Source organism: Elusimicrobiota bacterium (assembly GCA_016722575.1).
Classification (GTDB): domain Bacteria; phylum Elusimicrobiota; class Elusimicrobia; order FEN-1173; family FEN-1173; genus JADKIY01.
On sequence record JADKIY010000001.1, the window covers coordinates 632,287 to 653,593 of the forward strand.

General features: G+C 64.2%; 20 protein-coding genes. All 20 read left to right on the top strand.

What is annotated here, in order from left to right:
* Positions 1-25 precede the first annotated feature (25 nt).
* The 20 genes from IPP68_02845 to IPP68_02940 all read left to right on the top strand — a co-directional run bounded on the left by IPP68_02845 (position 26) and on the right by IPP68_02940 (position 21,307).
* Complete coding sequence (locus tag IPP68_02845) at positions 26-1,192, top strand: GuaB3 family IMP dehydrogenase-related protein (protein MBL0349300.1); 1,167 nt, start codon at positions 26-28, stop codon at positions 1,190-1,192.
* A 50-nt stretch (positions 1,193-1,242) separates the two neighbouring features.
* Positions 1,243-1,599, top strand: a complete 357-nt coding sequence (locus IPP68_02850; GenBank protein ID MBL0349301.1) for a signal peptidase I — start codon at positions 1,243-1,245, stop codon at positions 1,597-1,599.
* A 670-nt stretch (positions 1,600-2,269) separates the two neighbouring features.
* Positions 2,270-2,683 (top strand): hypothetical protein, encoded by a 414-nt coding sequence (locus tag IPP68_02855; GenBank protein MBL0349302.1) that lies wholly within the window; start codon positions 2,270-2,272, stop codon positions 2,681-2,683.
* The gene (gene guaA, locus IPP68_02860) at positions 2,680-4,206 is read left to right on the top strand and encodes a glutamine-hydrolyzing GMP synthase (protein MBL0349303.1); all 1,527 of its coding nucleotides are present in this window, start codon (positions 2,680-2,682) and stop codon (positions 4,204-4,206) included. Before IPP68_02855 ends, guaA begins: the two co-directional genes overlap by 4 nt.
* Positions 4,197-4,451 carry a hypothetical protein gene (locus tag IPP68_02865; protein MBL0349304.1) on the top strand — a complete coding sequence of 85 codons (255 nt, stop codon included), beginning with the start codon at positions 4,197-4,199 and terminating at the stop codon, positions 4,449-4,451. The genes guaA and IPP68_02865 overlap by 10 nt, the downstream gene beginning before the upstream one ends.
* Before the next feature lie 10 nt (positions 4,452-4,461).
* Positions 4,462-5,358 carry a phosphoribosylaminoimidazolesuccinocarboxamide synthase gene (locus IPP68_02870; GenBank protein MBL0349305.1) on the top strand — a complete coding sequence of 299 codons (897 nt, stop codon included), beginning with the start codon at positions 4,462-4,464 and terminating at the stop codon, positions 5,356-5,358.
* Positions 5,355-5,816: a phosphoribosylformylglycinamidine synthase subunit PurS gene (locus IPP68_02875; protein MBL0349306.1), complete on the top strand. Its 462-nt coding sequence runs from the start codon at positions 5,355-5,357 to the stop codon at positions 5,814-5,816. Before IPP68_02870 ends, IPP68_02875 begins: the two co-directional genes overlap by 4 nt.
* Positions 5,816-8,236 (top strand): phosphoribosylformylglycinamidine synthase subunit PurL, encoded by a 2,421-nt coding sequence (gene purL, locus IPP68_02880; GenBank protein MBL0349307.1) that lies wholly within the window; start codon positions 5,816-5,818, stop codon positions 8,234-8,236. The genes IPP68_02875 and purL overlap by 1 nt, the downstream gene beginning before the upstream one ends.
* Complete coding sequence (gene purQ / locus IPP68_02885) at positions 8,233-9,024, top strand: phosphoribosylformylglycinamidine synthase I (protein MBL0349308.1); 792 nt, start codon at positions 8,233-8,235, stop codon at positions 9,022-9,024. Before purL ends, purQ begins: the two co-directional genes overlap by 4 nt.
* 4 nt (positions 9,025-9,028) lie before the next feature.
* Complete coding sequence (dauA, locus tag IPP68_02890) at positions 9,029-10,816, top strand: C4-dicarboxylic acid transporter DauA (protein ID MBL0349309.1); 1,788 nt, start codon at positions 9,029-9,031, stop codon at positions 10,814-10,816.
* Positions 10,813-12,213 carry an amidophosphoribosyltransferase gene (locus IPP68_02895; protein ID MBL0349310.1) on the top strand — a complete coding sequence of 467 codons (1,401 nt, stop codon included), beginning with the start codon at positions 10,813-10,815 and terminating at the stop codon, positions 12,211-12,213. The genes dauA and IPP68_02895 overlap by 4 nt, the downstream gene beginning before the upstream one ends.
* Positions 12,210-13,529 carry a phosphoribosylamine--glycine ligase gene (gene purD / locus IPP68_02900; protein MBL0349311.1) on the top strand — a complete coding sequence of 440 codons (1,320 nt, stop codon included), beginning with the start codon at positions 12,210-12,212 and terminating at the stop codon, positions 13,527-13,529. The genes IPP68_02895 and purD overlap by 4 nt, the downstream gene beginning before the upstream one ends.
* A 16-nt stretch (positions 13,530-13,545) precedes the next feature.
* Complete coding sequence (gene pyrR / locus IPP68_02905) at positions 13,546-14,097, top strand: bifunctional pyr operon transcriptional regulator/uracil phosphoribosyltransferase PyrR (GenBank protein MBL0349312.1); 552 nt, start codon at positions 13,546-13,548, stop codon at positions 14,095-14,097.
* Positions 14,064-15,080, top strand: coding sequence for an aspartate carbamoyltransferase catalytic subunit (locus tag IPP68_02910; GenBank protein MBL0349313.1), 1,017 nt, complete (start codon positions 14,064-14,066; stop codon positions 15,078-15,080). The genes pyrR and IPP68_02910 overlap by 34 nt, the downstream gene beginning before the upstream one ends.
* Positions 15,077-16,396 (top strand): dihydroorotase, encoded by a 1,320-nt coding sequence (locus IPP68_02915; GenBank protein MBL0349314.1) that lies wholly within the window; start codon positions 15,077-15,079, stop codon positions 16,394-16,396. The genes IPP68_02910 and IPP68_02915 overlap by 4 nt, the downstream gene beginning before the upstream one ends.
* A gap of 11 nt (positions 16,397-16,407) precedes the next feature.
* Positions 16,408-18,012, top strand: a complete 1,605-nt coding sequence (locus IPP68_02920; protein ID MBL0349315.1) for a hypothetical protein — start codon at positions 16,408-16,410, stop codon at positions 18,010-18,012.
* Complete coding sequence (locus tag IPP68_02925; protein ID MBL0349316.1) at positions 18,009-19,094, top strand: quinone-dependent dihydroorotate dehydrogenase; 1,086 nt, start codon at positions 18,009-18,011, stop codon at positions 19,092-19,094. Before IPP68_02920 ends, IPP68_02925 begins: the two co-directional genes overlap by 4 nt.
* On the top strand, positions 19,091-19,771 hold the full coding sequence (pyrF, locus tag IPP68_02930) for an orotidine-5'-phosphate decarboxylase (GenBank protein MBL0349317.1): 681 nt from the start codon (positions 19,091-19,093) through the stop codon (positions 19,769-19,771). The genes IPP68_02925 and pyrF overlap by 4 nt, the downstream gene beginning before the upstream one ends.
* Entirely contained in the window at positions 19,768-20,310 is a 543-nt protein-coding gene (gene pyrE / locus IPP68_02935) for an orotate phosphoribosyltransferase (GenBank protein MBL0349318.1), read from the top strand. The genes pyrF and pyrE overlap by 4 nt, the downstream gene beginning before the upstream one ends.
* Before the next feature lie 28 nt (positions 20,311-20,338).
* Entirely contained in the window at positions 20,339-21,307 is a 969-nt protein-coding gene (locus tag IPP68_02940; GenBank protein MBL0349319.1) for a phosphoribosylformylglycinamidine cyclo-ligase, read from the top strand.

The following is a 21,307-nucleotide window of genomic DNA, read 5'->3' on the forward strand; positions in this document are numbered from 1 at the left end:
TTCGAAATCCTCAGGGAGGTTGTTCATGGCATTTTTCATCGGTCGCGACAGGGAGGCCCGCCGGGCCTACGGGTTTGACGAAGTGGCGTTGGTGCCGGGCACGGTGACGGTCAACCCCGAGGACGCGGACGTCTCGACGCGCCTGGGGCCCGTGAAGCTGGACATTCCCATCCTGGCCAGCGCCATGGACGGCGTCGTGGACGTGGAATTCGCCATCGCCATGGGCCGCCTGGGCGGCCTGGCCGTCCTGAACCTGGACGGCGTTCAGACCCGCTACGAAAACCCGAAACCGCTCTTTAAGAAAATCGCCGAAGCCACGCCGGAAGTGGCCACCAAACTCGTCCAAGACATCTACTCCAAAGAGTCGGTCAAAGAAAAGCTCGTGGCCCAGCGGGTGAAGGAGATCAAAAAGGGGGGGGTGCTTTGCGCCGTCTCCTCCATTCCCCAGAACGCCGAACGGGTGGGGAAAATCGCCGCCGACGCGGGGGCCGACCTCTTCATCATCCAGGGCACCGTGACCACGGCCCGCTTTAAATCCTCCAAGGGCCCGGTGGTGGACCTGGCGAAACTCTGTCAGAAGTTGAAGATCCCCGTCATCATCGGGAACGTCGTCACTTATTCCGCCGCTTTGGAACTCATGGAAACCGGCGCCGCCGCCCTCCTGGTGGGCGTGGGGCCCGGCGCCGCCTGCACCAGCCGCGGCGTCCTGGGTCTGGGCGTTCCCCAGGTCACCGCGACCGTGGACTGCGCCGCCGCCCGGGACTTTTACTACAAGAAAGCCGGCCGCTACGTCTCCATCATCACCGACGGCGGCATGAGCACCGGCGGCGACGTTTGCAAAGCCTTCGCCTCGGGCGCCGACGCGGTCATGGTCGGGTCCGTCTTCGCCCGGGCCGAAGAAGCGCCGGGCCGGGGCTTCCACTGGGGCATGGCGACCCCGCACCACAACCTTCCGCGCGGCACCCGCGTGCGCGTGGGCACGGTCGGCACGCTCAAGCAGATCCTGCACGGGCCCGCCTCCCTGGACGACGGCACGCAGAACATCGTGGGGGCCATCCGCACCTGCATGGGCACGGTGGGCGCCACCAACATCAAGGAATTTCAGCTTACCGAAATCATCATCGCTCCGGAAATCAAGCACGAAGGCAAGCTGTTCCAGCAGGCGCAAAAAGTGGGGATGGGGAAGAAATAATCGGCGGCCTTCGGGCCCCGAAACAACCGCACACAGCACAAGGGGGACGCATGGAATCGGGTCACAGCTTCATGGGTTCGGTCATCACGTTGGCGTTGATCGCGTTGGTGTTGGTGGCGTTCTGGAAGGTCTTCGAAAAAGCGGGCCGTCCGGGGTGGCAGGCCCTTGTGCCGTTCTACAACCTCTACGTCCTCTGCCAGATCGTCGGCTGGCCGGGCTGGTATCTGGTGTTTTTCCTGATCCCCTTGGTCAACATGGTCATGACCGTTGTTCTCCAGTTCAAAGTGGCGGCCGTGTTCAAAAAGGGCGCCGGGTTCGCCATCGGGCTCATCCTCCTGCCCATCGTGTTCCTGCCGATCCTCGGTTTCGGGGACGACGTTTACACGGCGCCGACGCCGAAGGCGTAACGTCGCGGGTTTTGCGTCTCCCCCCGGCGGGTGGGTTTTCCCCTCTCCCCTTGAGGGAGAGGGTTAGGGTGAGGGGTTGAGTTCTTTTCAATTCAAAGTCGCGGGGCTGCGCGCCCCGCACCCCGCCCCATTTCTTTTGGGCACGCAAAAGAAATGGGGGAAAGAAAACGTGCCCCGGCGGCCTGCGCGCGCCGTTTTGGCCGGTGGCCCTCACGTGGCCCGATTCCGGGCCCGGTCACCGGCGGCTCTGCCGCCAGAAACGTGACCGGCTCGCCTCAAGTGCCCATCGGCGGCACAACGGGCCACGCCGCTGCGGCCAAAACGTCGTGCTCGATTCGCCTCAAGGGGGGGTTAGAAGCATAGGCATAAGCCTGAACCTTTGCTTCGACCTGTTGTGGTTTCAAGATTTTGAATCGGGGCCCCCTTGAGGCGGTATGAGCACGCTTTTTTGAAGATCGCGGGCCCGGACCTGTCCGATCCGGCCCGTAGGAAGTTGAGGGACGGGAGTTGGTCCGGGCTCCTTCAAAAAAGCGCGCGGAAGCCGTCGGGGGCGACTTTCTTTTGGATACTTTTCTTTGGGCGTCCAAAGAAAAGTATCCCGGGTCCAGGGCGGAGCGCCTGGGACTTGGATTCGTCGGATTTGATTTTCGGCGTTTGGTAGGGGAGAAAAATGAAACTTGAATTGTTTGCTTTGTGCGATGCGGCCACGGAAACCGGGGGAAAGCTGAACCTCCTGGGAGCTTTCGACGCCATCGTGGCCCCCTCGGCGCCGGTGATTCACCCCTCCTGCGCGGTGGCGCTTCGCCTGCGTTTTCAGCGCATCGAGTCGGGCCCCCACCGAATCAAGGTGGCGGTGGTGGACGCCGACGGCCACCACGCGGTGCCGCCCTTCGAGACCGAAATCCAAATCGGGGTGGCCGACGCGGACGAATCCTCCGTGGCCAATTTGATCCTCAATTTGCAGCAGCTCCGCCTGGAAAAGTTCGGCCGTTATTCCGTGGATCTGGCCGTGGACGGCCGCCAGGAAGGCGCCCTGCCCCTCTTTTTGAAACCCATTTCCAATTCCGTCCGGGAGCGTCCATGATCATCATTCTCGATTTCGGTTCCCAATACACGCAACTGATCGCCCGCCGGGTGCGGGAAGCCAACGTGTTTTGCGAAATCCACCCGTTCAACTATTCGGCCAAAAAAATCGCCGCGTCCAAGCCCAGCGGCCTCATTCTTTCCGGCGGGCCCTCCAGCGTCTACGACAAGAAGGCCCCCAAGCCCGATTCGGATATTTTCGGGTTGGACATCCCCATTTTGGGCATCTGCTACGGTCTTCAGGTCATGGTCACCCATTTCGGCGGGCAAGTGGCCAAGGCGCCCCGGCGGGAATACGGCCCCGCGGACATCCAGATCGTCCACAACAACGGCCTCTTCGACGGGTTGTCGGAAACCCAGCCCGTGTGGATGAGCCACGGCGACCACGCCGAGGGTTTGCCGGCCGGTTTCCAAACCATGGCCAAAACCTCCAACGCGCCCTACGCCGCGGTATTCAATCCCGCGCGCAAATTTTACGCCGTGCAGTTCCACCCGGAAGTCCACCACACGCCCCGGGGCAAGGACATTCTGGCCAACTTCCTCTTCAAGGTTTGCGGGGAAAAACCCGACTGGACCATGACCTCCTTCGCCGAGGAGCAAACACGACTTGTCCGGGAAATGGTCGGGAAGGACAAGGTGATCCTGGGTCTTTCCGGCGGCGTGGACTCCTCCGTGGCGGCGGCCCTCCTGCACAAAGCCCTTGGGAAGCAGCTTCACTGCATCTTCGTCAACAACGGCCTCCTGCGCGCCGGGGAGGAAGAACGGGTTCGAAAAGTCTTCGGCAAGGCCCAGGGCTACATCACCACCATCGTCGACGCCCGAAAACAATTTTTGAAGAAACTCAAAGGCGTCACCGACCCCGAGCGCAAACGGAAAATCATCGGGCACGAATTCATCGCGGTGTTTGAAAAAGAGGCCAAAAAGCACAAAGACGCCAAGTTCCTGGCCCAGGGGACGCTGTACCCGGACGTGATTGAAAGCGTCTCGGTCAAAGGGCCCTCCGCGGTCATCAAAACCCACCACAACGTGGGCGGCCTGCCCGACCGGATGAAAATGAAACTGGTGGAGCCCCTGCGGTTTCTTTTTAAAGACGAAGTACGGGCCCTGGGCAAGGAACTGGGCCTGCCGGACGAAATCCTTTTCCGCCAGCCCTTCCCCGGCCCTGGATTGGCCGTGCGCGTTCTGGGGGACCTCACCGAGGAAAAACTGCGCATGGCCCGGGAGGCCGATTGGATCATTGAGGAGGAAGTCCGGGCCGCCGGGTTGTACCACAAGCTGTGGCAGGCCTTCGCGGTCTTTCTCCCTGTCAACAGCGTGGGCGTCATGGGGGACGAGCGGACCTACCAAAACGCCATCGCCGTCCGGGCCGTTAATTCCGTGGACGCCATGACGGCGGACTGGGCCCGCCTGCCCTACGAGGTGTTGGCCAAAATTTCTTCCCGCATCACCAACGAAGTCCGGGGCATCAATCGGGTCGTGCTGGACATCTCCTCCAAGCCGCCCGCCACGATTGAGTGGGAGTAGAGAACCTCGTCATCGGCGGGGTGTGCGTGGCGCTGGGGGGAGGCCTTTACCGGCTGGCCGCCCGGGCGACGACCACGGGAAAACTGCTCCGTCGAGATTCGTCCATGGCGCCGCGGTATTGGGATCGGGAAAAAGATCGGGCGGAATTCAACGCCCGGATTCGAATTCTTCGGGGTTTGGGCCTGTTGGTCGGGGCCCTGGGACTGGGTTTGATCTACGCGGGGATTTTTAAAACGGGCCGGTGAACTTTTGACCATGACGACGACTTCCATCATCGATAAGACCAATCTTCCCTTTAAAGTTTGGACCCGGGGCAAGGTCCGGGACGTTTACGATTTGGGCGACAAGCTCCTGATCGTGGCCACGGACCGGATTTCGGCCTACGACTTCATCCTCCCCACGGCCGTGCCGGAAAAGGGGAAGATCCTCTGCCAAACGTCGAATTTTTGGTTCGACCGGCTCTCGTCCATCTGTCCCCACCATTTGATCGCCACCCGGGTGGCGGATTTCCCCGTTGAAATTCGGGCCGCCTGCGCCGGGGTGGACGGCCGGGCCGTGCTGGTCAAAAAAGCCAAACGCGTGGACGTGGAATGCGTGGTGCGGGGCTACCTGGCCGGGTCCGGTTGGAAGGAATACCAGGCGAGCCAAAGCGTGTGCGGGGAAAAATTGCCCGCGGGCCTGGTGGAATCCTCCAAATTGCCGACCCCCATTTTCACGCCCGCCACCAAGGCCCCCGACGGGGAGCACGATGAAAATATTTCGTTTAAGCGCATGGAGGAGCGGGTGGGGTCCGGTCTGGCCGGGCGGCTCAAGGCTCTGAGCCTCCGTCTTTTCAACGAGGCCACCCACTACGCCGAGTCCCGGGGCTTTATCCTGGCCGACACCAAATTCGAGTTCGGCCTGATCGGCGGCGAAATTATTCTGATCGACGAGGCCCTGACGCCCGACTCCTCCCGGTTTTGGGACGCCGCCCATTACACCCCTGGCAAATCCCAGGAGTCTTTCGATAAGCAGTTCGTCCGGGACTACCTGAACCAAATCAAATGGGACCGCCGTCCCCCGGCGCCGGCGCTTCCGGCCGACGTGGTCGCCAAGACCCACGAAAAATATATGCAGGCCTATCAGCGGCTGACCGGTCGGGCGGCCCTGTGAACTGGCGCGTGTTGGTTCATACAAAACCCTCCTTCGCCGATCACCGGGGCCAGGGTTTGGCCCACGAATGGCGGCGGGCGAAACTGAAGGGCTTGAAAAACATCCGCACCGGCCAGGCCTATGAGCTTCTGGGCGACTTGGACCAATCGCAGGCTCAACGGCTGGCCGAGCGCCTGTTGACCGACCCCGTGACCCAAGTGGCTTCGGTTTTCCCGTCGGACCGGGTGGCCCCCGCGCCCGGGTCCCGCCTGGCCGAGGTGTGGCCCAAAAAAGGGGTGTCGGACCCCGTGGCGGGCACCGTGGTTTACGCCGCCCAGGACCTCGGCGTGGCCGGGCTCGCGGCCGTCCGTTCGGGCCAGGTTTATGATTTCTTCGGCGTCGTGTCCCCGGCGGACGTGAAACGCTTTTGCGAGGAGCATTTGATGAACGCCATGATCCAATCGGTGGAGGTGCTTTGATGGTCGCCGCCCCCCCGTCCCCGCTGCCCGGTTTCCTCTCCCTCGACGCCGCCGCCCTGGCGGCGCTCAGCAAGGAGCGCGGATTGTCTCTGAACGACGCCGAGATGTCCGCCATCCAGGCCTACTTTAAAAAGCAAGGCCGCGATCCCTCCGAGGCGGAACTCGAAACCCTGGCCCAAACCTGGTCCGAGCACTGCAAACACAAAACCTTCCGGGCCGCCATCCACCACGTCGAACAGGACGAGATGGGATTGAAGCGCGAGCGGGAATACAAGGATTTGCTCAAGGACACCATCGTCAAGGTGACCGACGAGCTCAAACGCCCCTGGTGCCTTTCGGTGTTCAAAGACAACGCGGGCATCGTTGATGTCGGCGAAAACGAAGCCCTGGCTTTCAAAGTCGAAACCCACAACCACCCCTCGGCCCTGGAACCCTACGGCGGCGCCGGCACGGGCCTGGGCGGGGTGATCCGGGACATTCTGGGCGCGGGCCTGGGCGCCAAGCCCATCGCCAATTCCGACGTCTTCTGTTTCGGTCCCTTGGACAAAACGGCCGACGAAAAAACCGGCTCCGGCATGTCCCCCCGGCGGATTTTCCACGGCGTGGTTTCCGGCGTCCGGGATTACGGCAACCGCATGGGGATTCCCACGGTGAGCGGCGCGGTCTATTTCGACGAGGATTTTCGGGAGAACCCTCTGGTCTTCTGCGGCACCCTCGGGATCATGCCCCACAACGCCATCCCCAAAGACGTGAAACCCGGGGACAAAATCGTCATGGCGGGGGGGCGCGTGGGGCGGGACGGCATCCACGGCGCGACCTTCTCCTCGGACAGCTTGACCACCGGGATCCCCTCCAGCGTCGTTCAAATCGGCAACCCCATTGTGCAGAAAAAAACCATGGACGTCCTTTTGGCCGCCCGGGACCGGGGCCTCTACCGGGGCATCACGGACTGCGGCGCAGGCGGACTCTCCTCGGCCGTGGGCGAAATGGGGGAAATCACCGGAGCCGACGTTCAATTGGAAAAAGTGCCCCTCAAATACCAGGGCCTGGCCCCCTGGGAAATTTGGCTGTCGGAATCCCAGGAGCGCATGGTTTTCGCGGTACCCCCGGAGAAAGTGGACGAGTTGGTCCGTCTTTTCGCCGACGAGGACGCCGAGGCCACGGTGATCGGCACCTTCACCGACGACGGACGACTTCGGGTGCGCCACGGGGTCGAGGTGCTGGTCGACGTGGAGATGGCGTTTTTGCACAACGGCGTTCCCAAGCGGCGCATGAACTCCACCTGGGCGCCGCCCAAACCCGAGGCCTTCCCCGCTTTCCAGGTCGGGCGGAAAACCGTCGATTTGAAAAAAGCCCTCCTGGACATTCTGGCCCAGCCGACGGTGGCCAGCAAGGAATGGATCGTGCGGCAATACGACCACGAGGTCCAGGGCCGCACGGTGGTGAAACCCTTCGTGGGCCCCACCGCCGCGGGCCCCAGCGACGCCGCCGTTTTGCAGTTGCGGCCCACGGACCGTCGCGGCGCCGCGTTGTCGTGCGGCTTGAATCCCCACCAAAGCCGTTGGGACCCCTATTGGATGGCGGCCTCGGCCATCGACGAGGCGGTGCGCAACTTGATCGCCGTGGGCGCCCGCCCCGATCGCATCGCCATTTTGGACAATTTCTGCGGGGGCAACCCCTACCGCCCGGAAACCCTGGGCGAGCTGGTTCGCACGGCCCAGGCCTGTCACGACGTGGCCCGGGCCTACGGCACGCCGTTCATTTCCGGCAAGGACAGCCTGTTTAACGAGTTCGTGGACCCCAAGGCCGGGAGCCGCCGAAGCATCCCCACGACGCTTTTAATTTCGGCCCTTTCCCTCGTGGACGACGTGTCCAAGTGCGTGACCATGGATTTCAAAAAACCCGGAAACTACCTTTACGTTCTGGGCGAAACCCGGGACGAGCTCGGCGGTTCCCGCTACGGCATTTGGCGCAACAGCCGAGGCGGCGCCGTGCCCCGCCTGGACCCCTCCGCCACCTGGCCGATCTACGAAAAATTGGCCCAGGCCATCGGCGAGGGTTTGGTGGCCGCCTGCCACGATTGCTCCGAGGGCGGCCTGGGCGTGTCCCTGGCCGAGATGGCCTTCGGCGGGGGCCTCGGGGCCCACGTGGATCTTCGGAAGGTTCCGGTGTTCGCCGACCTCGCCAACGAACGGCGGACCGACAAAATCCTTTTCTCCGAATCCAACGGGCGCTTTGTTCTCGAAGTGCCCGCCAAGGCGCGCCGGGGGTTCAACGCCCTTTTCAAAAACGCCCCGGTCGCCGTGGTGGGCCAAGTGCGGGAGGCCCCCCGGTTGGACCTGACCGGCTCCGACGGAAAATCCCTTTCGTGGTCCATTAAAGACCTGGAAAAAGCCTGGCGTGGAGGAATACGCCCATGACCGTCAAAGCCCTGGTTCTCCGGTCGCCCGGCACCAATTGCGACGGCGAATCCGTGTGGGCGCTTGAAGCCGCCGGCGCCGCGCCCGAGCGGATTCACGTGAACGCGCTTTTGCGCGGCGAGGCGCGCCTGAAAGACTTCGGCGTTCTGGTGTTTCCCGGCGGTTTTTCCTTCGGGGACGACATCGCCTCCGGGAAAGTGCTGGCCAACCGCGTGGTGTACCGTCTGCGGGAGCAAATGGACGAATTCCTGCGACTGGGCCGTCCGGTGATCGGCATTTGCAACGGGTTCCAGGTGTTGGTCAAAGCGGGCCTTTTGCCCGGCGACGACAAGCCCTGGGACGGCAGCGTCCAGGCCACCTTGACCGACAACGATTCCGGCCGCTTCGAATGCCGGTGGATTTTCCTCAAAACCGCGTCCCGCAAAAGTTTTTGGGTCAAGGGCCTGCCGGAGGTGTTCCCCCTGCCCGTGGCCCACGGGGAAGGCAAATTCGTGCCCGCGTCGGCCGGCCTCCTAAATCAATGGGAAAAGAAGGGCCAGGTCGTGTTCCGTTACGTGGACGCCCGGGGCCGGAAGCCGGCCTACCCGGCCAACCCGAACGGGTCGACCCGGGAAGTGGCCGGGGTCACCAACGCCGCCGGAAATATTTTGGGCCTTATGCCCCACCCGGAGCGCAATTCTTTCCCGTTCCAGCATTCCCATTGGACCCGAGTCAAACCCCTGCCCAAAACCGGCGTCGGGCTCCAGATTTTCAAGAACGCGGTTCGTTACGCCGCCCAAGTGAATTAACCCCATGCCCCACCGTTACTCGGACGGTCGCCACGGCGGAACGGCCCGATGGCGATGGTCCTCGGCGCTTCGGGAGTCCTGGCGGTTGGGCTACGGCTTTTCGGATTTCCGGTCGGACCTGTTGGCCGGTGCCGTCGTGGCGTTGGTCGCGATTCCCCTGGCCATGGCCTTGGCCATCGCGAGCGGCGTTCCTCCGCAATACGGTCTTTACACCGCGGTGGTGGCGGGGACGGTGGTTCCGCTTTTGGGCGGGTCTCGGTTCCAGGTGACGGGCCCGACCGCGGCCTTCGTGGTGATTCTGGCGCCGGTGGCGAGCCGGTTCGGCTTGGGGGGCCTTCTGGTGGCGGGCCTGATGGCCGGCGGGCTTCTCCTCGCGATGGGCTTTTTTCGGCTCGGGGGTTTGATCCAGTTCATTCCTCGGACGGTGACGGCGGGTTTCACGGCGGGCATCGGGTTTGTCATCGCCGTTCTCCAGTTAAAGGATTTTTTCGGTCTCCAGGTCGCCGCTCTCCCGGATCGGTTCGTGGAGCGCGTGGCCGCGCTTCTCCACGCGGCCCCGACCTTTCGCCCGGCGGAGCTGGGCGTCGGCGCCGGCACGCTGGTCCTGTTGGTGGGGTGGCCCAAGGTCAGCAAGCGAATCCCCGGGCCCCTGGTGGCGCTGGCGGCCGCGGCGGCGGCGGTCTTGGCGTTGGAGCGCTTGTTCCCCGGGCTTGAAATCGCGACGATCGCCCGGCGTTTTCATTTTGAGGAAAACGGCCGCCTTTGGGACGGCATCCCTCAAATCCTGCCGTCCTTTCGTGCGCCGTGGTCTTTCCCCGGCCCCGGCGGCGCGCCCCTGACCTTTAATTTTTCGCTGATCGAATCCCTCGCGCCCTCGGCGTTGGCCATCGCTCTTCTGGCCGCCATCGAGTCTCTGTTGTCGGCGGTGGTGGCCGACGGCATGGCCGGCACGCGTCACAACCCCGACGCGGAACTGGCGGCTCTGGGGGTGGGAAACCTCCTCGGGCCCTTTCTGGGGGGCATCCCGGCCACGGGGGCCATCGCGCGCACGGCGACCAACATTCGAAGCGGCGCCCGTTCGCCCTTGGCGGCGGTGTTCCACGGCGTATTCATTTTGGGGGCGATCTTGCTGGCCGCGCCGCTTTTGGGCCGGGTGCCCATGGCGTCGTTGGCGGCGCTCCTGTTGTTGGTCGCCTATCACATGTCCGAGCTCCGCCACGTCCGCTATTTGTTGAACGTCGCCCCCCGAAGCGACGTGGCCGTGTTGCTGTTGTGCTTCGGCCTCACGGTGATTTTCGATATGGTGGTGGGCGTTTCGGTGGGCATCGTTCTGGCGTCTCTCTTGTTCATGCGGCGCATGTCCTCCGTCACCCGGGGGCGCCCCCTGACGGGCGAGGCCGGCGCCAAAGGCGTCCCGCCACCGCCGGGTTTCGCGCTTTACGAGATCGCCGGGCCCATGTTTTTCGGAGCCATCGACAACGCCATCGACGCCATCGCTTCCGTCGACCGGAGCGTGCGGGGCGTGTTGTTTTTGATGGACAAGGTCCCCGTTATGGACGTGTCGGGCCTGGTGGCCTTGGAAAGCGCCATTCGCAAATTGTCGGCGGAGAGCAAGTTGTCGGTTCTGGTGGGGGCGCACGGGCAACCCCAGTCGTTGATCGGCAAGTCCCATTTTTTGAGCACCGAACGGCGCTTGATCCGCCACGTTCCCGACCGCCCGTCGGCGGACCGGGAAGCCCAGGCGTATCTGACGGGCGCCGCCACCCCTTTGGCCACGGAGGCAAGACGATGAATGGTGTGACCCGCGATCCCCTGGACGTTCCCCGCGAAGAGTGCGGCGTGTTCGGCATTTACAACCACAAAGAAGCCGCGCGTTTGGCCTATTTGGGGCTTCAGCAGCTGCAGCACCGCGGGCAGGAGTCCGCCGGCATCGTGACCTCCGACGGCAACCGGTTTTTCGCCCACGTGTCCATGGGTCTCGTGGCGGACGTGTTTAAACCCGAAGCCCTCGACCGTTTGAAGGGCCGGATGGCCGTGGGCCACGTGCGCTACGCCACGGCGGGTTCCTCCTCCCTGGCCAACGCCCAGCCCATCGTCGTCACCACGGCCCGGGGGCCCATCGCGATCGGACACAACGGCAACTTGACCAACGCCATGACCCTGCGAAAAAAAATGGAGTCTCTCGGGTCCATTTTCCAAACGTCGTCGGACACCGAGGTGATCCTCCACCTGATGGCCAAATCCCCGGCCCGGGAAATCGTGACGGCGCTCAAAGACGCCCTGAGCCAGGTGACCGGCGCCTATTCCCTCGTCATTCAAACCACCAAATCCCTCTACGCCGTGCGGGACCCCTGGGGCGTGCGGCCCCTCCATTTGGGCCGTTTGAACGGCTCCATCGTGGTGGCCTCGGAAACCTGCGCTTTCGACATCATCGGGGCCAAATTGGTGCGCGAGGTGAAACCCGGGGAAATCGTCGCCATCGACCACCGGGGCGCCCGCACCGTGGCCCAGATGCCGAGCCCCGCCAAGGCCCACTGCGTGTTTGAATACGTCTATTTCGCCCGCCCGGACAGCCATATTTTCGGAAAAAGCGTCTACGAAGTCCGCCGGGAAATGGGCCGTCAGTTGGCCCGGGAGGCCCCGGCCAAAGCGGACATCGTGGTCGCCGTGCCGGACTCCGCCAACGTGGCCGCCGTCGGCTACGCCGACGAATCCGGCATCCCCCTGGAAATCGGTTTGATCCGAAGCCACTACCGGGGCCGGACTTTCATCGAACCCAAGCAGTCCATCCGGGATTTCGGCGCCCGGATGAAATACGCCGCCGTGGTCGAGGCCCTCAAGGGCCGTCGGGTGGTCGTGATCGACGATTCCATCGTGCGGGGAACCACCAGCCGCAAATTGATCCGCATGCTGCGCCACTCCGGCGCCCGGGAAATTCATTTGCGGATCAGTTCGCCGCCCATCATGGGCCCCTGCTTCTACGGCATCGACACCCCCCAGGCCCGGGAGCTCATCGCCACCCGCATGAACGTCGAGCGGATCCGGCAGTATCTCAACACCGACAGCCTGAAATATTTGAGTCTGGAAGGCATGCTCAAAGCCACCGGGCGGAACCCCAAGGAATTCTGCACCGCGTGCTTCAATACCCGTTATCCCATTCCGGTGGAAGACGCCGGGAGGGTCGCGTGAAAGTTCTCGTCGTCGGATCCGGCGGACGGGAACACGCCCTCGTCTGGGCTCTCCGAAAAAGCGGCGGGGTGTCGGAAGTGTATTGCGCGCCCGGCAACGCGGGGATCAGCGGCCTGGCCACGATCCCGAGCCTGGACCTCCACAAAGCCAAGGACATTTTGCGATTCGCCAAGGAAAAGGAAATCGGCCTGGCGATCATCGGTCCCGAGGCCCCCTTGGTCGAGGGCTTGGCCGACGACCTGCGCCGGGGGGGGCTCGCGGTGTTCGGACCGGGCAAGGCGGCCGCCCGCCTGGAAGGCAGCAAGGTGTTCTCCAAGAATTTCATGAAAGCCCACGGCCTGCCCACGGCGGATTTTCGCGCTTTTGACCGGGCCGAGACCGCGGAGGCCTTTGTGAAGGGCGAAGGGCGGAACACGGGATTCCGCGTGGTCAAAGCCGACGGCCTCGCGGCCGGCAAGGGCGTCGTCGTCGCCAAAAACGAGGAGGAGACGCTGGCGGCCGTGCGGGACATGCTGGTCGGCAAGCGTTTCGGGGCCGCGTCCCAAACCATTTTGATCGAAGACACCCTGGTGGGCGAGGAATTGAGCGTCATGGCGCTCACCGACGGAAAAACGCTCGTGCCCCTTCTGGCGACCCAGGACCACAAGCGCGTTTTCGACCACGACAAAGGCCCCAACACCGGCGGCATGGGGGCCTACGGCCCGGTGCCCCAGGTCTCCGCCGAGACCTGGCGCCGCATCGAAACCGAGGTGTTCCAGCGGTTCCTGGCCGGATTGGCCGCCGAAAAGCTGGACTATCGCGGCGTCATTTATTTCGGCCTCATGCTGACCGCCGGCGGCCCCCAAGTGTTGGAGTTCAACGTCCGCTTCGGCGACCCGGAAACCCAGGTGATCCTGCCCATGGGCAAAGGCGATTGGCTGCCGCTCTTTTTGAACACCGCCCAGGGAACCCTGGCGGGCCAATCCTTCGTGCCGCGCGGCGGCGCCGCCATCACGGTGGTGATGGCGTCCGGGGGCTACCCCGGGGATTTCGCCAAGGGAAAAGTCATCACCGGTTTGGAGTCCCTGGAGGGCGACAAGGACGTGGCGGTTTTTCACGCGGGCACGACCCACGACGCCCAGGGCCGGTTTGTGACGAGCGGGGGACGCGTGCTGGCCGTGACGGCCCGGGGGGCCGATTTGGCCGGGGCCCGGGAGAAGGCCTACGCCGCCGTTCAAAAAATCGCCTTCGAAGGCGCGCATTTTCGGCGCGACATCGGCGCGCGGGCCCTCCCCGCCGTCGCCGGGGCCGACCGTCCGAACGCCTCGAAAAAATGAAATAATAAGCCTTGGCATGACCGCCAAGCGTCTCTTCAACGAAGCCGAGGTCCGCGCCGCCATCGGGGAAATCGCCCGGGGCATTTATCAGCGCGTTCCCCCGCCGCGCAGCGGCTGGGCCATTGTCGGCATTCAGCGCCGCGGGGTCCCCTTGGCCCAGCGGCTGGCCCGGTCGTTGGAAGAGCTCGGCGCCCCCGCCCTTCCCGTGGGCTCCCTCGACATCACGTTTTACCGCGACGACATGGGCGAAACCGCCCTCCACCCCGTGGTGCACGAAACCGAACTCCCCTTTGACTTGTCCGGCAAGATTCTCTTTTTGGTGGACGACGTTCTCTACACCGGGCGGACCATCCGGTCGGCCCTGAACGAACTGATGGATTTCGGCCGCCCGTCCCGCATTTACTTGGTCGCCCTCGTGGACCGCGGCCACCGGGAACTTCCCATTCAAGCCGACTTCGTCGGAAAAACCGTTCCGACCCAGAAAGAAGAGCGCGTCGACATCCACTTGACCGAAATCGACGGCGACGACGGCGTGTGGCTGTCCCCCCGGGCGGTGAAAACCGCGTGAAAGACCTCCTCGGCCTCGAATCGCTCACCCCCGCCCAAATCGAGCACATCCTCGACGTGGCGCGGCCCATGAAAAGTTTGTTCACCCGGTCCATCAAAAAAGTCCCCGCGCTCCGGGGCAAAACCGTCGCCCTCCTTTTTTTTGAAGCGTCGACCCGCACGCGAAGTTCCTTTGAACTCGCCGCCAAGCGGTTGTCCGCCGACACGTTGAGCTTCGCCTCTTCCACCAGCTCCGTGACCAAGGGCGAATCCCTTCTGGACACGGCCAAAACCTACGAAGCCATGAAGGTGGATTTCATGGTCATCCGCCACGCGGCGTCGGGCGCGCCCGAGCTGGTCGCCCAGGCGGTCAAAGCCCGGGTGATCAACGCCGGGGACGGCTCCCACGAACACCCGACCCAGGGCCTCTTGGACATTTACACGATCTTGGAAAAAAAGAAGCGCATCGACGGCCTGAAAGTCGTCATCGTGGGCGACATCCTCCATTCCCGGGTGGCGCGTTCGAACTTGTGGGGCCTCACGAAACTGGGCGCCCACGTCACGGTGTGCGGTCCCTCGACCCTCATCCCCGCGGGGTTGTCCGAGGTCTTCGGCCCCAAGGTCAGCGTGTCCACGCGGCTGGACGAAGCCCTGGAAGGGGCCGACGTCATCAACGTCCTGCGCCTTCAGCGGGAGCGCCAGCAGGGGGATTATTTTCCGACGGTGCGGGAGTACACGGAACTGTTCGGCCTCAACACCGACCGCCTGCGGAAAGCCAAGCCGGACTGCCTGGTGCTGCACCCCGGCCCCATGAACCGCGGGGTGGAGATTTCCTCGGAAGTGGCCGACGGTCCCCGGTCCATGATTTTGGAGCAGGTCACCAACGGCATCGCCGTGCGCATGGCCGTCCTCTACGTGTTCGCGAACCCCGAAGGGTTGCCCGCGACGCCCCCGGACGGCAAGCAGGCCGCCAAGGCCGTGACCGCCCTCAAGGCCCTCGAATGACCAAACCCAATTCCCCCGAAACCCTGCTGATCCGCGGCGGCCGCTTGATCGACCCCGAAAACCGCCGGGACGGCGAGTTCGACCTCCTGGTCGCGGAGGGGAAAGTGGCCCGGGTCGGCAAAGCCCTGACCGCCCCGGCGGGCGCCCAGGTGATCGACGCCAAAGGGCTCATCGTCGCCCCGGGGCTGGTGGACATCCACGTCCATCTGCGGGAACCGGGGAACGAAGGCGCCGAAACCATCGAATCGGGAACCCGGGCCGCGGCGGCCGGCGGCGTGACGAGCGTCGTGGCCATGCCCAACACCCAGCCGCCCATTGACAGCGTGTCGGGCGTCCGCTTTTTGCTTCGCCGCGCGGCCGAAACGGCCACCGTGCGGGTGTGGCCCACGGGCGCGATCACCGTCGGTCGTTCGGGCGAAAAATTGGCCGAGATCGGCGCCATGGCCGAGGCCGGGGCCGTCGCCGTCACCGACGACGGCAACGCCGTGCCGGACACGCAGCTTTTGCGTCGGGCCCTGGACTACGCCAAAATGTTCGATTTGACGGTCATCGAACACGCCGAGGACAAGTCCCTCATGGGGGAGGGCGTGATGAACGAAGGCCCCCTGGCCACGCGCCTCGGGCACAAGGGCATTCCCCGCCAGTCGGAGTCCATCGCCATCGCCCGGGACATCGCCCTGGCGGAGCTCACCGGCGCCCACCTGCACGTCACCCACATTTCCACCCGGGAGTCGGTGGAGTTGATCCGCGCGGCCAAACGCCGCGGCGTCCGCGTGACTTCCGACGCCACCCCGCACCATTTCACGTTGACCGAAGACGCCATCCTCCGCTACGGGACCAACGCCAAAATGAACCCGCCCCTTCGCACGGAAGCCGACCGGAAGGCGATCATCAACGGCCTGGCCGACGGGACCATCGACGCCATCGCGTCGGACCACGCGCCCCACACCCGCGCCTCCAAGGAGCAGGAATTTTCCGCCGCGCCCTTCGGCATCATCGGGTTGGAAACGATCCTTCCTCTGACGGTCACGCAACTGATCGAGCCCGGCCACTTGAGCTGGCCCGACGCCATCCGACGACTGTGCAGCGGTCCGGCCAAGGTGTTGAGCCTCCCCGTGGGCGAATTGAGCGAGGGGCAACCGGCCGACGTCGTGGTCATCGATCCCGCCGAGGAGCGCACGGTGTCCGGCTTCAGTTCGAAAAGTCAAAATTCGCCTTTCCTCGGCTGGACCCTCCGGGGATTCCCGCAGTTGGTCCTGGTGGAGGGCCGCGTGGTTCTCCGCCGCGAAGCCCTCCGGGCCGCGCCGGCCCGGTAGCCTCTTTTCCCTTGGCGACGAGCGCCGGTCCCGTTCGGTCCTGGGCGGGGGGGGTCTTCGTCGGGGTCGTCTTGGTGCTCCTCTATTTCGTCTACCGCGCTTTTCCCGACGCGCTCCGCAATTACGACGGCCTCATGTTTTCCAGCGTCATATCCGAGGAAAGCGGGATGTGGCGGTCGGAAATGTGGGCTTACGGTGCGCACTATCTTTTTAATCCCGTGGCCTGGGTCTTCCACAAAGGGCTTTTATCGTTGGGCGTTCAGCAACGTGGTTTTGTGACCGTCTTGCAACTGAATGCAATGCTCGCGTCGCTGACGGTGGCCGTCGTTTGGGTTTGCTTGAAGGATGTTACCAACAATGTTTTTGCGTCGGCGCTCATGGCCCTCGTGGTCGGTCACAGCTTTCACTTTTGGTCCCGGGCGGTGGAATGCTCGGTCTACGCGTTGCATCTTTTTTCCGCCGCCATGGTTTTTTGGTCCTTGTGGCGAGAACGAAAGTGCCCCACGCGGGGGTCGCTGTTCGTGTTGGGTTTGTCTTTGGCCGTGGCCGTCTTAACGCATATCTCGACGGTTTTTTGGGCTCCGGGGGTGGCGTTGGCCGTGGGTTTTCCCAATCGATGGAAGCGCGCGTTGGTCGTGACGGGGGGGGGCGCGTTGGCGGTGTTCCTTCTTTTTTCCATCACTTACGGCATACACGACCTCCAAAGTTTTATAGAGGTGTATCGACAGGCGGGTCGTGTGGGCCCGTTGGCGTTCGGTACGTCGGCGGGGCAACCGATGTGGGCCCCGCGGCAGAAAATAGAATTTTTGGCCCGCGGGCTTTTGGGGGCGCTGTGGGCGCTGCCCCGTCCGTGGACCGGTTTGCAGGCGGTGGCGGCGTTCGGGGCTTTGGGCGGGGCGGCCGGCTTGCTCGCCTTGATATTCCGTCGAACGAATTGCTTCGCGACGGTCCGAGAAAACAAGGGTCTGCTGCTCGGAAGCGGTCTGAGCTTCCTTGGGGTGTTCTTCCTTCAATGGGTTCTTTGGGCCGATGAGGAAACGAAATTCTCCGTTCTCGTCCTTCCGGTCGCGCTGGCGGTGGGAATCCTGGCCCGTCCTCTCTTGGCGGACAAGCCATTTTCTCGATCGGCGCGATCGGCGTTGTTGGTCCTCTGGATTGGAACGTTCGTCTTGAATTTGACAGCGGCCATCGTGCCCGGCAGCCGGTTGGAGAACAACCCCGCCTTGGTCCGAGCGCTTTTCGTCCGGGCCCACACCCCACCGAACGCCGTGGTCCTCATCAACGGCGGCTTCCTCCGGCTTTATCTCCCGGGGAACGCGGGGCGCGAGGCGGTGGATTTGGCTTACCCCTTGATTCTGACTTCAAAGTCCGAGGCGATGGCTTTTGTGGAGGGCCGGCTTCGCTCGGCGGTCGCGGCCGGCCGTCCCGTTTTTGCCGTCTCCGAGGTGGTGGACCGATCCCGTTGGCCTCCGCCCGGCGGCGGGCGCGGGCTGGACACCGGGGACCACGACCGGCTACTCGCGCCTTTTGAAGTCGCGGAAGCCGCGCGTCTGAGCGATTGGTCGCTCTACGCCCTTCGCCCCCGCCCCGCGCCGGGCCGGACCGGCCGCCCGTGATTTATTCCCGGTTCTTGAAGCCCGTTCTCTTTCGGCTGCCGCCGGAGGCGGCCCACAGGCTCGGGATGGCCGCCCTCCGGGCGGCCGCCCCCCTCGCGCGTCTGGGGCGTTTTTGCCGCGTGGACGATCCGCGCCTCGCCGTCTCGATCGGGACCGGGGCGGACGCGCTTGTTTTTCCCAATCCCGTCGGCTTGGCGGCCGGGTTCGACAAGGACGGGGTGGCCCTCGCCGGATTGGCGGCCCTGGGGTTCGGATTTCTGGAGGCCGGCACGGTCACGCCGCGCCCCCAGCCGGGAAACGAACGTCCGCGGCTGTGGCGCTTTCCGGCCCAACGGGCGCTGATCAATCGGATGGGGTTCAACAACGAGGGGGTCGACGCCCTGTCGGCGCGATGGCGCCGGACGCCCCCCTTGGGAATTCCCGTCGGGGCCAACATCGGCAAAAATAAGGACACCCCCAACGACCGCGCTGTGGAGGATTATTTGGCCGGGGTCGTACGGTTGTTTGACCGGGCCGATTTTTTCGTCGTCAACGTGAGTTCGCCCAACACCCCCGGCCTTCGGAATCTCCTGGCCCTGGATCAATTGGGTCCGTTGCTCGGCGCCCTGCGGGCCCGGGTGGATCAATTGATGGTCGAGCGGAGAAAACCCAAACGCCCCCTCTTGTTTGTCAAAATATCCCCGGACGACCAACCGGGGGAATCCCTGGTGGACACGGTGGTCGCCGCGGGGTTCGACGGCATCGTCGCCACCAACACCACCCGCGACCGGGGGGGCCTACCGTCGGACGCTCCGGCCGAGGGGGGCTTAAGCGGGGAGCCCCTGCGTGCCCGCTCCACCGAAATCGTTCGGCGGCTTTTCCGGGCGGCCCGGGGGCGGTTGGCCATCATCGGGGCGGGCGGGGTGTTTGACGCCGCCGACGCGCTGGAGAAAATTCAAGCCGGGGCGTCCCTCGTTGAAATCTACACCGGTTTTGTTTACGGCGGCCCGGGGATTGTCCGGGGCATCAACCAAGGATTGATCGACACCTTGAAGGATCAAAAAATGGATTCCATACAAAACGCCGTGGGGAGCCGGGCGTGAAGCGGGGGGGCCTGATCGCCGCCCTGGACGTCGACGCCCCGGCCGAGGCCCGGGCGTTCGTGGATCGGATGGGCCCGGCGGTGGATTTTTACAAGGTGGCGCCCACGATGACCCTCAAAGACCCCGGTTTATTGGCGTGGTTGGCGGCCCGGGGCAAAAAAACATTTCTCGACTGCAAATGGTACGATATCCCCTCCCAGGTTCAGCGCTCCGTTCAGACGGCGGGGGAGCTGGGCGTGACCGCCGTGACCATCCACACGAGCGCGGGCACGGCGGTCATGAAAGCGGCCCTGACGCCCGCCCGTCGGCCCTGGGTGTGGGGCGTCACGGTCTTGACCAGCCTGGGGGCCCGGGACATTCAGGAAGTCGGCGTCGAGGTCCCGCCCGCCGACCAGGTGCTTCGGTTGGCGCGTCTGGCCCAGGCGGCCGGCGTGGACGGGTTGGTCTGTTCGCCCCAGGAAGTCTCGCTTTTGCGAAAAAACGGAATCACCGTGACCCTGGTCACGCCGGGCATTCGGTTCGGCGGGACCGTCGGGGGGGACCAGCAGCGGACCGCCACCCCCGGCGAAGCCTGGTCGGCCGGGGCGGATTACATCGTGGTCGGCCGGAGCCTGTTGGAAGCGGCGGACCCGGCGGCCACCGCCAAAAAAATATTGGACGAGCGACCTTCTTCATGAACCGACCGGAATTGGCCAAAACCATTTACAACGCCTGCAACATCAAGGGCACTTTCCGCCTTCGAAGCGGGCAAATCAGTTCGGAGTATTTCGACAAGTACCTGCTCGAATCCCGCCCGGAAATTCTGAAGGCCGTGGCCGAGGAAATGTCCGCCCTGGTCCCGGCCGAAACGCGGATTTTGGCGGGGTTGGAAATGGGGGGAATCCCGGTGGCGACGGCGATCTCCTTTCGCACCGGGTTGCCGGTCATTTTCGTCCGGAAAAAGGCCAAGGACTACGGCACCTGCAAATTGGCCGAAGGCATCGATTTTAAAGGCCAGCGCGTCACGGTGGTGGAGGACGTGGTCACCACCGGCGGCGCCATTATCGACGGGGTGAAGGCCCTTCGGGACCAAGGCGCGATCGTTCGCGACGTTCTGTGCGTGATCGACCGGGAGTCCGGCGGGGCCGCGAAACTGGCCGAGATCGGCCTGGCCCTGCGACCCCTTTACCGGGCTTCGGAATTAAGGACCGCGGCCGGCGTGCCGGCCGCGAGTTAGGATCCCCACTTAGAAAGAGAGCGTTTCCATGGCAAAAACTTCCTGGACCTATAAGAAAGCGGGCGTGGACATCGACGCGGGCGACGCGCTGGTGGACCGCATCCGCAAAAAACTTCCGGCCATCGGCGATTTCGCCGGCCTGTTCCCCCTGCCCAAGGGGCTGAAGAAACCCTACCTCGTGGGTTGCACCGACGGCGTGGGAACCAAGCTCAAGATCGCCCAGGACCTGGACGTGCACGACACCATCGGCATCGACCTGGTGGCCATGAACGTCAACGACCTGATTTGTTGCGGCGCCCGGCCGTTGTTTTTCCTGGACTATTTTGCCGCCGGGAAGCTGGAAGTCGACGTCGCCGAAAAAGTGATCGGCGGCATGATTGACGGCTGCCGCCAGGCCGGCTGCGCCTTGATCGGCGGGGAAACCGCCGAAATGCCCGGCATGTACCCGCCCGGCGAATACGACTTGGCGGGGTTCGCCGTGGGCGTCGTGGACGACCGCGATCGCGTGCGCAACGAGAAGATCCGGCCCGGGGACGTCCTCTTGGGCCTCCCCTCCTCCGGCGTCCACTCCAACGGGTACTCCCTGGTGCGGGTTCTGTTCCGGGGAGCGGACCTGAAAAAATGGGGGAAAGCCCTCCTGGCCCCCACCACGATCTACGTGAAACCGGTCCTGGCGGCCCTTCGGAAGTACCCGGGCGCCATCAAAGGCCTCGCCCACATCACCGGCGGCGGGCTCTTGGAAAACGTGCCGCGCTTTTTGCCCAAGAATGCCGACGCGGTGTTCCACGTGGCCACCTGGCCCCTGCCCCCGGTGTTCGCGGAAATTCGCCGCCGGGGCAACGTGGCCGACGAAGAAATGTTCCGCACCTTCAACATGGGCTTGGGCATGGTCTTGGCCGTGGCGCCGGAAAAAGCCGACGCTGTACGCAAAGCCCTGGCGCCCTGTTTTGAAGTGGGCCGCGTGGAAGCGGGCCGTCGCCGGGTCCGTCTGGCTTGA